This is a genomic window from Paraburkholderia phymatum, assembly GCF_038900715.1.
Taxonomy (GTDB): domain Bacteria; phylum Pseudomonadota; class Gammaproteobacteria; order Burkholderiales; family Burkholderiaceae; genus Paraburkholderia; species Paraburkholderia phymatum_A.
On sequence record NZ_JAYMRZ010000001.1, the window covers coordinates 122862 to 136329 of the forward strand.

Here is a 13468-nt window from a genome sequence, read left to right on the forward strand (position 1 = left end):
ATCCAAACGAGGAGACTCATGCATCGCGCCACCAAGATTGTCGCAACCATCGGGCCGGCTTCCAGCACGCAGGAAATCCTGCAGCAAATGATCGAAGCGGGCGCCGACGTGGTGCGCCTCAACTTTTCTCACGGCACCGCCGACGATCACCGTCAGCGCGCGGAGTTCGTGCGCGCAGCGGCCCGGCAGGCAGGCCATGAAGTCGGCATCATGGCCGATCTGCAAGGCCCGAAAATCCGCGTCGGCAAGTTCGAAAACGGCAAGACGACGCTGGTCGCCGGCAACACCTTCATCCTCGACGCCGACTGCGAACTCGGCAACGACGAGCGCGTCGGCCTCGACTACAAGGACCTGCCGCGCGACCTGAAAGCCGGCGACACGCTGCTCCTGAACGACGGCCTGATCGTGCTGAGCGTGCAGCGCGTGATCGGCAACGAGATTCACACCGTCGTGAAGATCGGCGGCGACCTGTCGAACAACAAGGGCATCAACCGCCAGGGCGGCGGCCTGACGGCGCCCGCGCTGACCGCGAAGGACATGGAGGATATCCACACGGCGATGTCGCTGGGCGCGGACTATGTCGCCGTGTCGTTCCCGAAAAACGCGACGGACATGGAAATGGCGCGCCAGCTCGCGAACATCGCGGGCGCGCCGTACGGCATCAAGCCGAAGATGATCGCGAAGATCGAGCGCGCCGAGGCGATTCCGGCGCTGCAAGGCATTCTCGAAGCATCAGACGGCATCATGGTCGCGCGCGGCGATCTGGCCGTCGAAGTCGGCAACGCGGCCGTGCCCGCGCTGCAAAAGCGCATGATCAAGATGGCGCGCGAGGCGAACAAGTTCGTCATCACGGCCACGCAGATGATGGAATCGATGATCAATGCGCCTGTGCCGACGCGCGCCGAAGTCTCCGACGTCGCGAACGCAGTGCTGGACGGCACGGACGCCGTGATGCTGTCGGCGGAATCGGCGGCGGGCAAGTACCCGGTGCAGACGATCGAAACGATGGCCGCGATTTGCGTCGAAGCCGAGAAGTCCGAGCACGTCGAACTGGACAAGGACTTCCTCGACCGAACCTTCACGCGCATCGATCAGTCGATTGCAATGGGCGCGCTCTTCACCGCGTATCACCTCGGCGCGAAGGCGATCGTCGCGCTGACGGAGTCGGGCTCGACGGCGCTGTGGATGTCGCGCCACTGGACGCACGTTCCCATCTTCGCGCTCACGCCGCGCGAGGGCAGCGAGCGCGCGATGCAGATCTACCGCAACGTGAACCCGCTGCATCTCGACACCAGCAGCGATCGCGACATCGCGCTCCAGCAGGCACTCGAAGTGGTCGTCGGCAAGGGCTACGCGGCGCGCGGCGACATGGTCGTGCTGACGGTCGGCGAGCCGATGGGCCAGGCGGGCGGTACGAACACGCTGAAGATCGTGCGCGTCGGCGAGCCGGTCTGATTGTTTACTGGCACGCCGTAAGAGCGAGGAAATACGAGCCGTCGCGGAACCGTAAAGGAACCGCGACGGCGAGCCGAACGGCGCGCGTGAAGCAGAGCGCCGTGTCCCCGAAAGAGAGGCGGCGCACGCAGTTTGGGAAGGGTGCGCTCGGGACACGGTCTGCTTCACGATAAAATTGCATGAATTTGCATAAATAGATGCCGTCGGCACAGGATTCGTTTCAATCTAAGGAGTACATCAATGCCTCTCGTATCAATGCGTCAACTGCTGGACCATGCCGCCGAACATGGCTATGGCCTTCCGGCATTCAACGTAAACAACCTGGAGCAGGTGCAGGCGATCATGGCGGCGGCCGATCAGGTCAACGCGCCCGTGATCATGCAGGCGTCGGCAGGCGCGCGTAAGTACGCCGGCGAGCCGTTCCTGCGCCATCTGATCGAAGCGGCCATCGAATCGTATCCGCACATTCCCGTCGTGATGCACCAGGATCACGGCCAGTCGCCGGCCGTCTGCATGGCCGCGATCCGCAGCGGCTTCACGAGCGTGATGATGGACGGCTCGCTCGAAGCCGACGGCAAGACGGTGGCGTCGTACGAGTACAACGTCGACGTGTCGCGCAAGGTCGTCGAAGCGGCGCACTCGATCGGCGTGACGGTGGAAGCTGAACTGGGCGTGCTCGGTTCGCTGGAAACGATGAAGGGCGACAAGGAAGACGGCCACGGCGCGGAAGGCACGATGACGCGCGAACAGCTTCTGACCGACGTCGAGCAGGCAGCGGACTTCGTGAAGCTCACGCAGTGCGACGCACTGGCGATCGCGATCGGCACGTCGCACGGCGCGTACAAGTTCTCGAAGAAGCCGACGGGCGATATCCTGTCGATTCAGCGCATCCGTGAGATTCACGAGCGCATTCCGAACACGCACCTGGTGATGCACGGTTCGTCGTCGGTGCCGCAGGACCTGCTCGCGGAAATCCGCGAATTCGGCGGCGACATGAAGGAAACCTACGGCGTGCCCGTCGAGGAAATCCAGATCGGCATCAAGCATGGCGTGCGCAAGATCAACATCGACACCGATCTGCGTCTGGCCATCACGGGCGCGATCCGCCGCTACATGGCCGAGAACCCTTCGAAGTTCGATCCGCGCGACTACCTGAAGCCGGCTCGCGAAGCCGCGAAGAAGGTCTGCGTGGACCGCTATCTGGCGTTCGGCTGCGAAGGCCAGGCGTCGAAGATCAAGCCCATCTCGCTGGACAAGATGGCTGAGAAGTACAAGGCGGGCGAGCTCGCGCAAGTCGTCCGCTAAGCGGCACACGGGCGGGGCTTGGCCCCGCTCGCCCGCTGCACGAGCATCAGGCGCCTGGCCATCTGGCCAGGTTGTCGCCCGATCGCCGTTCCCGCATGATCCGGGGAACGGCGTTTCCCTTTTGTTCCGGGCCGTTTTTCAGCCCCCTTTTTGCGAATCACGACGATGTCTACCCTTTACGAATCCACGCTCCGCTCGCTGCAGCTGCTCGGCCGCGGCAAAGTCCGCGACAACTACGCGGTGGGCAACGACCAGTTGCTGATTGTCACGACGGACCGTCTGTCCGCGTTCGACGTGGTCATGGGCGAGCCGATTCCGGACAAGGGGCGCGTGCTGAACCAGATGGCCAACTTCTGGTTCGACAAGCTCAAGCACGTCGTGCCGAATCACCTGACGGGCGTCGCGCCGGAAACCGTCGTCGCGCCCGATGAAGTCGAGCAGGTCAAGGGCCGCGCGGTCGTCGTGAAGCGCCTCGAGCCCATTCTCGTCGAAGCCGTGGTGCGCGGCTATCTGGCCGGCAGCGGCTGGAAGGACTATCAGGCGACGGGCGCCGTGTGCGGCGTGACGCTGCCCGAGGGCCTGCAAAACGCGCAGAAGCTGCCCGAGCCGATCTTCACGCCGGCCGCGAAAGCCGAGATGGGCCACCACGACGAAAACATCACGTACGAAGAGATGGAGCGCCGCATCGGCACCGAACTGTCGGCGACGATCCGGGATATTTCCATCCGCCTGTACAAGGAAGCCGCCGACTACGCGGCGACGCGCGGCATCATCATCGCGGACACGAAGTTCGAATTCGGTCTCGACGACAAGGGTCAGCTCTATCTGATGGACGAAGCGCTGACGGCCGATTCGTCGCGCTTCTGGCCGGCCGATCAATACCAGGTCGGCACGAACCCGCCGTCGTTCGACAAGCAGTTCGTGCGCGACTGGCTCGAAACGCAGCCCTGGAAGAAGGAGCCGCCCGCGCCGAAGCTGCCGGACGAAGTCGTCGAGAAGACGGCGCAGAAGTATCAGGAAGCGCTCGAGCGCCTGACGGGTCAGAAGCTCGCCTGAGCGCCACGCACACGGAACAAGCAACATCATGAGTGAAGTTCAGACAGCACATACCCATGACGCGCCGCTCGTCGGCGTGCTGATGGGTTCCAGCTCCGACTGGGAAGTCATGAAGAACGCAGTCGCCGTCCTGCAGGAATTCGGCGTGCCGTACGAAGCGAAGGTCGTCTCGGCACACCGCATGCCGGACGAAATGTTCGCCTATGCTGAAAGCGCGCGCGAACGCGGCGTGCGGGCGATTATCGCGGGCGCCGGCGGCGCGGCGCATCTGCCCGGCATGCTGGCCGCGAAGACGACGGTGCCCGTGCTCGGCGTGCCCGTGGCCAGCAAGTATCTGAAGGGCGTCGACTCGCTGCACTCGATCGTGCAGATGCCCAAAGGCGTGCCCGTCGCGACGTTCGCGATCGGCGAAGCAGGCGCGGCGAATGCGGCGCTGTTCGCAGTGTCGATGTTGAGCGGAACGTCGCCGGAATATGCGGAGAAGCTCGCCGCCTTCCGCGTGCGCCAGAACGAAGCGGCTCACGCGATGACGCTGCCGCCGCTGTAAGCGCTTCAGATTCGCGGCGGCTAGCACCCGAAGAAGTTCAACGCAGTCCAACGCTTTGACCGGCCGATACGCACATCGGCCGCGACCGAACACCACGATGAATCCAGACAACACTCCGGTATCACCGATTATGCCCGGCGCATGGCTCGGCATGGTTGGTGGCGGCCAGCTCGGCCGCATGTTCTGCTTTGCCGCGCAGGCGATGGGCTATCGCGTCGCCGTCCTCGATCCGGATGAAAACAGTCCGGCGGGCGCCGTCGCGGATCGTCATCTGCGCGCGGCTTACGACGACGAAGCGGCCCTTACCGAACTCGCGCGCCTGTGCGCGGCGGTATCGACCGAGTTCGAGAACGTGCCGGCGGCGAGTCTCGATTTTCTCGCGCGCACGACGTTCGTGAGCCCCGCAGGGCGCTGCGTCGCCGTCGCGCAGGACCGCATCGCGGAGAAGCGCTTCATCGCGTCGTCGGGTGTGCCCGTTGCGCCGCACGTCGTGATCGAATCGTCGGATGCGCTGGCGGCGCTCGACGATGCCGAACTCGAAGCCGTGCTGCCGGGCATCCTGAAGACCGCGCGGCTCGGCTACGACGGCAAAGGCCAGGTGCGCGTCGGCAACGCGGCGGAAGTGCGCGCGGCGCATGCGTCGCTGGGCGGCGTCGCTTGCGTGCTCGAAAAGCGCTTGCCGTTGAAGTTCGAAGTGTCGGCGCTGATCTCGCGCGGCACGAACGGCTCGTCGGCCGTCTATCCGCTCGCGCAGAACACCCATCGTCATGGCGTGCTGGCGCATACCATCGTGCCCGCGCCGGACGCCAACGCGACGCTCGTCGAACAGGCGCAGTTGGCCGCGCTGCAGATCGCTGACAAACTGGGTTATGTCGGCGTGCTGTGCGTCGAGTTCTTCATTCTCGAAGACGGCACGCTGGTCGCGAACGAAATGGCGCCGCGTCCGCACAACTCCGGCCACTACACGGTCGACGCGTGCGCGACGAGCCAGTTCGAGCAGCAGGTGCGCGCGATGACGGGCATGCCGCTCGGCGACACGCGCCAGCATTCGCCCGCCGTCATGCTGAATATCCTTGGCGACGTGTGGTTCCCCGTCAACGCGAAGGGTGAAAGGCCGAGCGCGGCCGTCACGCCGCCGTGGCATGAAGTCGCCGCGATGCCGGAAGCGCGTCTGCATCTGTATGGGAAAGAAGATGCGCGTCCTGGCCGCAAGATGGGCCACGTGAACTTCACGGCCGCGACGCTCGAACATGCACGCACGGCGGCCCGCGACTGCGCGCGCCTGCTGCATATCCCGACTACTTGAGCGGTAGCCGTCATGCCGGATCAAACGAAACCTGCCGACACGGCGTCGCACGTCGGCGCCGATGAAATCGCGTACTCAGCGGCGCTGCTCGATGCGGGACAACTCGTAGCGTTTCCAACGGAGACGGTCTATGGGCTGGGCGGCGATGCGGAAAGTCCCGAGGCCGTCGCGCGCATCTACGCGGCGAAGGGCAGGCCGGCGAATCATCCCGTCATCGTGCATCTCGCGCCGAACGGCGATCCGAATTACTGGGTCGAGCAACTGCCGTCCGATGCACAGCGTCTGATCGATGCCTTCTGGCCGGGTCCGCTTACGCTGATTCTCAAGCGTGCCGCGCATATTCCGGCTGCCGTGAGCGGCGGTCAGGATTCGGTTGGACTGCGCTGTCCGTCGCATCCCGTCGCCCAGGCGTTGCTCGACGCATTCAGCGCGCTGCGCAACGGACATGGCGGCGTGGCCGCGCCGTCCGCGAACCGTTTCGGGCATGTCAGTCCGACCACCGCGCAACATGTGCGCGATGAGTTCGGCGATACGATTCATGTGCTCGATGGCGGTTCGTCGGATGTGGGTATCGAATCGACGATCATCGATCTGTCGCGCGGATTTCCTGCGCTGCTGCGCCCGGGTCACGTGACGCCGCAAGACATCGCCGACGTGCTCGGCGAGATGCCGCGTCTGCCGGATGGAACGGATGCGAGCGCGCCGCGCGCGTCAGGCACGCTGAAGGCGCACTATGCGCCCCGCACGCCGCTCGCATTGCTGCCGTTCGACGTGCTCGAGCCGATGCTCGCCGCGCGCGCGCCCGACGAGCGCGTCGCGCTGGTCGCGCGTGCCTCGCGCGCGGGACGCTGGGCCGAGGCGGACGGCGTGCATTTCGTCGCCGCGCCGGAAGACCCGCATCTCTATGCGCGCGATCTGTACGGCTTGCTGCGCGCGCTGGATCGCGCGAACGTGTCGCGCATCCTGATCGAGAAGTTGCCCGATACGATCGAGTGGATCGCCGTCAACGACCGGCTCGGCAGGGCGGCGGCCGCATTCGAGGCGCACGAGTCCTGACGGCTCGACGCTTCGTCTTCGACGCTTCGCGCGCAATGCCCGGAGCGAACGCGCAAACAAAATCAGCGCGCAAAAAGAACAAGCCCGACTCGCAAGGAGCCGGGCTTTTTCATATCGAACCAAACGGGAGGACGTCAGCGGACGACGCTCCCGCCAGGCGCCGGATTTCCGCTTACTTGCCCAGACCCGTCGCCGCGATCTGCTGTTCGACAAACGTGGCGAACGCGGCATACGCGTGCGTCGTCGGATGGAGCGTGTCCGCGAAGACATACGACTGGTCCGCGCCTGCGACGGTCAGCGTCTGCGGCGAGCAGAACAGCGACGAGCCGAATTGCTGGCCGTACTGCTGCGCCGTCATGCCGCCGACCAGCACCGACGGGTTCGCCGTCGCATAGGCCGTTGCGTTCTGTTCCATCTGCGTGATGTTGCAGGCCGTGCCTGTCGCGTTGGTGAATCCTTGCGCCTGATAGCTGCCGAGCAACTGATGCAGCCAGTTGAACGAACTGACCTTGATCACCTTCGTGTCGATTCCGGCCGTCGCCAGGCCATTTGCAACCAGCGCGTTGTACGCGGACACGATGCCCGTGATCAGCGTCGGCAGTTGCGGCGCGTTGTTCGCTGCCGCTTCGCCCGTCGCAAGCGGCGTCAGGCCAATGTCCGGCACATCGACCACGACGACGTGCGTCGCACCGTTCGACAACGTGGTGCCGACCAGGCCCACGAAGCTCGCGATCGCCGTCTGAAGCTGCGTGCCGACCGCCGTCGCGATGATCAGCTTCTGTTGCTCCGAGGAGGTGGCCGTCGCGAGCTGAGTCTGAAGGTTGGTCATGAACTGCGTGTTCTGCAGCAACTGCAAGATGTCGTTTGCGCCGCCGTTGATCAGCACGAGCTGATTCGAGTTGAAGCTGCCGTGATCCGTCAGATATTGCTTGACCTGCGACACGACGGGCACGGTCGTGGCCGCCATGTTGTTGGGCGCGAAGCCGATGCCGATCGGATTTGCCACATCGGCGCCGCCTTGCGCGTAGCCGAACCCGCCGGTGGCCTTCAGCGGCTGGCCGAAGCCGCCGACGTAGGCGGGCGTCAACGTATCGCCGTAATACTCGGCGACCTTCTGCGTCCACACTTCACCGGGGTTCGTCGTGAAGCGCCCGCCGCCGAAGTTCGCGGCGATCACGGGCGTGTACGTACCGGCGTCCGACAGACTGTCCCCGAACGACACCACCTGCAGCTTGACCCCGCCCGCCGGCGTGCTGCTCGCGTTGTTATTGTTGTTGTCACTGCCGCCGCACGCGACGAGCGTCGCGAATGCTGCGCACGCGACGGCGATCCGTGCCACGCGCACGATGCCAGTCTTGTTCGATGCTTGCTTCATAAGGTCTTTATCTCCTCGTATGTATTTGGCCTCGAGCGATCCGTCTCTTGAGCCATCTGATGCAGGCAGTGACCAGCGTCGTGTGGACGCGGCGACGGCTTTGCAAAAACTTTCCCTTGTTATTCGATTCGCGACGGCTAGATGGCCGCGTTGTTGTTCTGCTGCGTGCGTCCTGCCGATTCAAACGCGCCTTGTACGCCGCGAAGGTTCGCGTGATACTGCGCGGCCCATGCAGGCGGCGCGAACAGCGCGTTCAACCGGTTGCGCCAGCCGCGCACCCGCGCGACATCGCACGCCATCGACGCCCATTCGTGAAACGTCGCCTTCAACGGGTTATAGGTGCGCAGCGGCTCGACGATACCGTACACGGGCGCCTCGTTGGCGTCTTCGCCGACGTAGCTGCCGAACAGACGGTCCCAGATCACGAGCACGCCTGCGTAGTTGCGATCGATGTAGCGGTCGTTGCGCGCGTGATGGACGCGATGAATCGACGGCGTATTCAGCACGTATTCGAGCCAGCCGAGCTTGCCGATCGCCTGCGTATGCACGAAGAACTGAAACGCCAGATTGATCAGCACGATGCCGACGATCTGCTTCGGCGGAAAGCCGAGCAACGCGAGTGGAATCCAGAACAGCCACATGCCCGCGACGGGATACATGAGACTCTGCCGGAACGCCGTCGAAAAGTTCATCCGTTCCGAAGAGTGATGCACGACATGCGCGGCCCACAGCCAGCGCACCCGATGGCTGCAGCGATGAAACACGTAGTAGAGCAGGTCCTGCGCGACGAACAGCACGGCGAACGACAACCAGCCCACGTGCCAGTCGAAGAGACGGTAATGCTCGTAGCACCACGCATAGACGGGAATGACGAACAGCCAGGCGAGCTTGTCGGCGCCTTGATGCATCAGCGCGAGCGCCGTATTGCACAACGTGTCGCGCCAGCTGTAGATGCGCGCTTCGGGTTGCGTGCGCCGCACGTGCCACGCTTCCCAGCCGATGCACGCGAGAAAGACCGGCGCCATGGCGAGCAGGAGCAATTCGGCATCGAATTGCATTGACGTCTCCCTCCGAGGGTCCCTGCGGCCCCCTTCAGGAGGCCGGCATTGTCTTTATTGTTTGAATGCGGCGTCGTTCGACGAGCGGCGCGCATCGTGTGCGGCTTGCGCGATGATGCTTGCTTGTATCTGCGTGTACCGGTTTGCCGACGCCATTTTCATACTGCCCGACAGCGTACAACGCCTCACGACGCGCGGCGCAGCGCTTCGCTAGAAGGAATCCTCAGTGCGCGCCGCGCCGCTGAGGGTTTGTCCTGGTCTTGCGATGCGGCGCCGCGCTGCGTTCCGCAGCGACCGGCGCGGCTGTTTCCGCGAGCATTGTCGAAGGCCCCTGGTACACCCATTCGAGCAGTTCGTCATGCGCGGCGCGCGCCGCTTCCGCATGCGGATCGTTGATCAGGCTGACCACCACGTAGCTTTGTCCATCTGCGGAAGCAACGTAGCCCGCGATCGCGCGCACGTCGCGCAGCGTGCCCGTCTTGATGTGCGCATTGCCGTTGACGGGCTTCGACGTCAGGCGGTTGCGCATCGTGCCGTCCACGCCGACCACGGGCAGCGAATCGACGAACACCTGCGCGACGGGACTCGCGTTCGCGCTTTGCAGCAGATCGGCGAGCGCGAGCGCGGTGACGTGCTCGTTGCGCGAGAGGCCCGAGCCGTTGTCGAGCGACAGGTATTCCATCGGCATCGCGCTGCGATGCAGGAACGATTCGATGGCCGCCGCCGACTTCGCGGGCGTCGCGGGCGGCTTGTTCGTGACGGCGCCGATCGTCAGGAACAGATTGCGCGCCATCGTGTTGTTGCTGAACTTGTTGATGTCGTGAACGATGTCCGACAGCACCGGACCCTGGTGCGTCGCGACGAGCTTCGCATCGATGGGCACGGCGCCTTCTCGCGTCGTGCCAGTGAACGTGCCGCCCGTCTGCTGCCACAGCGCGAGGAAGCCGCCCGCGAAGAACGTCGTGTGATCGAGCACGGCCACGTTGACCGTGCGCTCGCCACAGCGCAGCGGATAGTCGCCGACGAACGACGCATTGACGACACCATTCGATGCAGGCGTGACGGCCGGCGTCACCAGTTCGCCGCGGCACGGACCGCGCGTCGCGTGCAGTTCGTTGTCGATCTGCAATTGCGCGAGCGCGGGCAGCACGTCGATTTGCACCTTGCCGTCGTCGTTCGGCGACATCGTGAACGACAGTGACTTGAACGCGTACAGCAGCGGATCGGGGCCGACGTTGTACGGCGCGTTCACGTCGTCGTCGAAGGCGGGCAGGTCACGCGTCGACGGATCGAAGAAGCGCTTGTCGAGCACGAGCGCGCCGTCGATGCCCGTGATGCCCGCCTTGTGGATCTTCTGGACGAGATCGATCAGCTCTTCGGGCACGAGTTTCGGATCGCCCGTGCCCTGGATGTACAGATTGCCGTGCAGCACGCCGTTGCCGTCGAGGTCGCCTTGCGCATAGGCCGTGGTCTTCCAGCGGTAGTCGGGACCGAGCATCGACAGGCCCGCGTAGGTCGTGACGAGCTTCATCGTCGACGCGGGCATCATCGGCTGGCCCGCGTTCAGCGCGAGGACGGGCGTGCGGTCGCCGACCTTCTCGACGACGACGCTGATCGACGACAGCGGCACATGCGCGCGCTGCAAGCCCGCCATGACGGGCGCGGGCAATACCGTGGTGACGTTGACGGCGGGGTGCTGCGCTTTCTTGCGCGCCTGCGCGGGCGCGGCGACGGCGAGCGCGGAACAGGCGAACAGCACGACGGCGGCGCGCGAGACCGTCAACGATCTGAAACGGCGCCCGAGCGAACGGGCATACGACGAAGCGGGTGAAGCGAAGGCGAGCGGCATGTAGAAGGAATCGGCGAATGATCAGCAGCGCAAGTCGGGTGTCGCGGCGCACCGGCGGACGGCGCAAAGGCGGCGCGGCAAGCACCATGACAGGCAGCCTGGAACGAACGGCCTGGAAAGGCAAATGCAAGCACCGGCAAGCGAAAGAGACCGCACGCGCGATGCAAAAGCGCTCATTGTAGAGAGTTGCCGTGACGTCGAGAACAAAATGATGGGGCGCGCACGGTGCGGCGTGTAGCGCGGCGTTTGGCGCGCGCCACGCCGCGTCCGCCGGCGCATCGCGAGGACATGCAACGTGCATGCATCGGGCATCCGCTCAGCGCTCGGGCGCTAGAATGCTGGCATCGGAAAACCATCCCGGAATGCAACGGCCGGAACAGCCGGCACGGATACAAAGCGATGCGCATACTTCTCGTTGAAGACGACCGGATGATCGCCGAGGGCGTCCGCAAGGCGCTGCGCGGCGAAGGCTTCGCGGTCGACTGGGTGCAGGACGGCGAGTCCGCGTTGAGCGCGGCGGCGGGCGAGCCCTACGATCTCGTGCTGCTCGATCTCGGCTTGCCCAAGCGCGACGGCCTCGACGTGTTGCGCACGCTGCGCTCGCGCGGCCATCAGTTGCCCGTGCTGATCGTCACCGCGCGCGATGCCGTCGCGGACCGAGTAAAGGGACTCGACGCGGGCGCCGACGATTACCTCGTCAAGCCGTTCGATCTCGACGAACTCGGCGCGCGGATGCGTGCGCTGATCCGCCGTCAGTCGGGACGCAGCGAATCGACGATTCGCCACGGCAATCTGACGCTCGATCCCGCGTCGCATCAGGTGACGCTCGATGGCGTGCCCGTTGCGCTGTCCGCGCGCGAGTTCGCGCTGCTGGCGGCGTTGCTCGCGCGGCCGGGCGCCGTGCTGTCGAAGAGCCAGCTCGAAGAGAAGATGTACGGCTGGGGCGAAGAAATCGGCAGCAATACCGTCGAGGTCTATATCCACGCGCTGCGCAAGAAGCTCGGCGCGGAGCTGATACGCAACGTGCGCGGTCTCGGCTACATGATCGCAAAGGAAGCCTGACACGATGCGTTCGATTCGCCGTCAATTGCTGTTCTGGCTGCTCGCTATCGTGTTGCTCGGCGTCGGCATTGCGGGCTGGCTAATTTACCGTCAGGCGCTCGCCGAAGCCAACGAACTGTTCGATTACCAGTTGCAGGAAATCGCCGCCGCGCTGCCCGCCGAGCCGTTTTCGCAAGTGCTCAGCTCGCGCGATACGGGCGACGAAGGCATCGTGCTGCAGATCTGGAATCGCAACGGCGTGCTGATGTACTACTCGCATCCGCGCGCGCCGCTCGCGCCGCGCGCCGAGCTCGGCTTTTCGACGGAGCGCACCGAGCGCGGCGACTGGCGCGTGTATGGCGCAATCGTCGGCGATAACGTCGTGCAGCTCGCGCAGCCCGTGTCGGTGCGCAACCGGCTCGCGGCGAACGTCGCATTGCGCACGCTGTGGCCGCTGATCGTTCTGCTGCCGCTGTTGGGCGTGGCGGTGTGGGGCGTCGTCGGGCGCGGGCTTGCGCCTTTGCGGCGCGTCACGGGCGCGCTCGACGCGCGCCACCCCGAGGCGCTCGACCCGTTGCCGGACTCTCGTCTGCCGCTCGAAGTGCAGCCGCTCGTGCGCGCATTGAACGGTCTGCTCGAACGGCTGGCGGGCGCGCTGGATACGCAAAAAGCCTTTGTCGCCGATGCCGCGCACGAACTGCGCACGCCGCTCGCCGCCGTGCAGATTCAGGCGCAACTGGTGGCGCGCGCGCACGACGAAACGGAGCGCCGCGAAGCGCTCGACGATCTGCAAGCGGGTGTCACGCGCGCGACGCGTCTTGCCGAGCAACTGCTCGCGCTCGCGCGCTCCGAGCCGGACGGACACGCGGCAACGGCCACCGTCGATCTCGACGCGCTGGTTCACGAATGCGTGACCGCCTATCTGCCGCTCGCGCAGGAGCGCCGCGTCGATCTCGGCATCGAGGCGAGCGAGCGGGCGACCGTCCCCGGCGATGCCGAAGCGCTGCGCGTGATGCTCAACAACCTGATCGACAACGCAACCAAATACACGCCGTGCGGCGGGCGCGTCGACGTGTGCCTGCGCGCCGAAAACGGCCGGCCGGTCGTGCAGATCGCCGATAGCGGTCCCGGCATTCCGCGCGACGAGCGGGAGCGCGTGTTCGACCGTTTCTATCGCGTCGGCGCGGGCGTGAATCGCGCGCGCACGGACGTGTCGGGCAGCGGTCTGGGGCTCGCGATCGTGCGGCGTATCGCGCTTCAGCACCACGCGTCCGTCACGCTCGACGATGCGCCCGCCGGCGGACTGCAAGTCACCATTCGTTTTTGAATTTGCTGCCCGGCCGGGGCTTTCATCCCGTTAGCGTTGTTTAAGATTGATTTAAGCGACGCCACGTACTCTTCGAGACATCAGAGTCCAATC

Annotated in this window: 11 protein-coding genes; 8 read left to right on the forward strand and 3 right to left on the reverse strand. The window is 65.1% G+C overall.

The features are described 5' to 3' along the window. The first annotated feature begins 18 nt into the window (after positions 1 to 18). The 6 genes from pyk (at position 19) to VSR68_RS00560 (ending at position 6725) form a co-directional block, all read left to right on the forward strand. Entirely contained in the window at positions 19 to 1455 is a 1437-nt protein-coding gene (pyk, locus tag VSR68_RS00535; RefSeq protein WP_342937947.1) for a pyruvate kinase, read from the forward strand. Positions 1456 to 1695: 240 nt separating this feature from the next. Then, complete coding sequence (gene fba / locus VSR68_RS00540; RefSeq protein ID WP_342937948.1) at positions 1696 to 2760, forward strand: class II fructose-bisphosphate aldolase; 1065 nt, start codon at positions 1696 to 1698, stop codon at positions 2758 to 2760. Between the two features lie 165 nt (positions 2761 to 2925). Then, positions 2926 to 3816: a phosphoribosylaminoimidazolesuccinocarboxamide synthase gene (locus VSR68_RS00545; RefSeq protein WP_342937949.1), complete on the forward strand. Its 891-nt coding sequence runs from the start codon at positions 2926 to 2928 to the stop codon at positions 3814 to 3816. 28 nt (positions 3817 to 3844) lie between these two features. Further along, complete coding sequence (gene purE, locus VSR68_RS00550) at positions 3845 to 4363, forward strand: 5-(carboxyamino)imidazole ribonucleotide mutase (protein ID WP_087738774.1); 519 nt, start codon at positions 3845 to 3847, stop codon at positions 4361 to 4363. 97 nt (positions 4364 to 4460) lie between these two features. Further along, the gene (locus VSR68_RS00555) at positions 4461 to 5669 is read left to right on the forward strand and encodes a 5-(carboxyamino)imidazole ribonucleotide synthase (RefSeq protein ID WP_342937950.1); all 1209 of its coding nucleotides are present in this window, start codon (positions 4461 to 4463) and stop codon (positions 5667 to 5669) included. A 12-nt stretch (positions 5670 to 5681) separates the two neighbouring features. Further along, entirely contained in the window at positions 5682 to 6725 is a 1044-nt protein-coding gene (locus VSR68_RS00560) for an L-threonylcarbamoyladenylate synthase (protein ID WP_342937951.1), read from the forward strand. A 172-nt stretch (positions 6726 to 6897) separates the two neighbouring features. Here the strand turns inward: VSR68_RS00560 and VSR68_RS00565 are convergent, their stop codons facing one another. The 3 genes from VSR68_RS00565 to dacB form a co-directional block, all read right to left on the reverse strand. Next, entirely contained in the window at positions 6898 to 8100 is a 1203-nt protein-coding gene (locus tag VSR68_RS00565; RefSeq protein ID WP_342937952.1) for an SGNH/GDSL hydrolase family protein, read from the reverse strand. Between the two features lie 137 nt (positions 8101 to 8237). Then, complete coding sequence (locus tag VSR68_RS00570) at positions 8238 to 9158, reverse strand: sterol desaturase family protein (RefSeq protein WP_342937953.1); 921 nt, start codon at positions 9156 to 9158, stop codon at positions 8238 to 8240. 223 nt (positions 9159 to 9381) lie between these two features. Continuing rightward, the gene (dacB, locus tag VSR68_RS00575) at positions 9382 to 11007 is read right to left on the reverse strand and encodes a D-alanyl-D-alanine carboxypeptidase/D-alanyl-D-alanine endopeptidase (protein WP_342937954.1); all 1626 of its coding nucleotides are present in this window, start codon (positions 11005 to 11007) and stop codon (positions 9382 to 9384) included. 399 nt (positions 11008 to 11406) lie between these two features. Between dacB and VSR68_RS00580 the strand changes: the two genes are divergently transcribed. Next, positions 11407 to 12069: a response regulator gene (locus tag VSR68_RS00580; RefSeq protein ID WP_342937955.1), complete on the forward strand. Its 663-nt coding sequence runs from the start codon at positions 11407 to 11409 to the stop codon at positions 12067 to 12069. A gap of 4 nt (positions 12070 to 12073) precedes the next feature. Beyond that, on the forward strand, positions 12074 to 13375 hold the full coding sequence (locus VSR68_RS00585) for an ATP-binding protein (protein WP_342937956.1): 1302 nt from the start codon (positions 12074 to 12076) through the stop codon (positions 13373 to 13375). Positions 13376 to 13468: the final 93 nt, after the last annotated feature.

Coding starts and splice junctions, on each gene's coding strand:
- VSR68_RS00565 (WP_342937952.1), bottom strand. CDS start 8,100: ATGAAGCAAGCATCGAACAAGACTGGCATCGTGCGCGTGGCACGGATC.
- dacB (WP_342937954.1), bottom strand. CDS start 11,007: ATGCCGCTCGCCTTCGCTTCACCCGCTTCGTCGTATGCCCGTTCGCTC.
- pyk (WP_342937947.1), top strand. CDS start 19: ATGCATCGCGCCACCAAGATTGTCGCAACCATCGGGCCGGCTTCCAGC.
- purE (WP_087738774.1), top strand. CDS start 3,845: ATGAGTGAAGTTCAGACAGCACATACCCATGACGCGCCGCTCGTCGGC.
- VSR68_RS00555 (WP_342937950.1), top strand. CDS start 4,461: ATGAATCCAGACAACACTCCGGTATCACCGATTATGCCCGGCGCATGG.
- VSR68_RS00580 (WP_342937955.1), top strand. CDS start 11,407: ATGCGCATACTTCTCGTTGAAGACGACCGGATGATCGCCGAGGGCGTC.
- fba (WP_342937948.1), top strand. CDS start 1,696: ATGCCTCTCGTATCAATGCGTCAACTGCTGGACCATGCCGCCGAACAT.
- VSR68_RS00545 (WP_342937949.1), top strand. CDS start 2,926: ATGTCTACCCTTTACGAATCCACGCTCCGCTCGCTGCAGCTGCTCGGC.
- VSR68_RS00570 (WP_342937953.1), bottom strand. CDS start 9,158: ATGCAATTCGATGCCGAATTGCTCCTGCTCGCCATGGCGCCGGTCTTT.
- VSR68_RS00560 (WP_342937951.1), top strand. CDS start 5,682: ATGCCGGATCAAACGAAACCTGCCGACACGGCGTCGCACGTCGGCGCC.
- VSR68_RS00585 (WP_342937956.1), top strand. CDS start 12,074: ATGCGTTCGATTCGCCGTCAATTGCTGTTCTGGCTGCTCGCTATCGTG.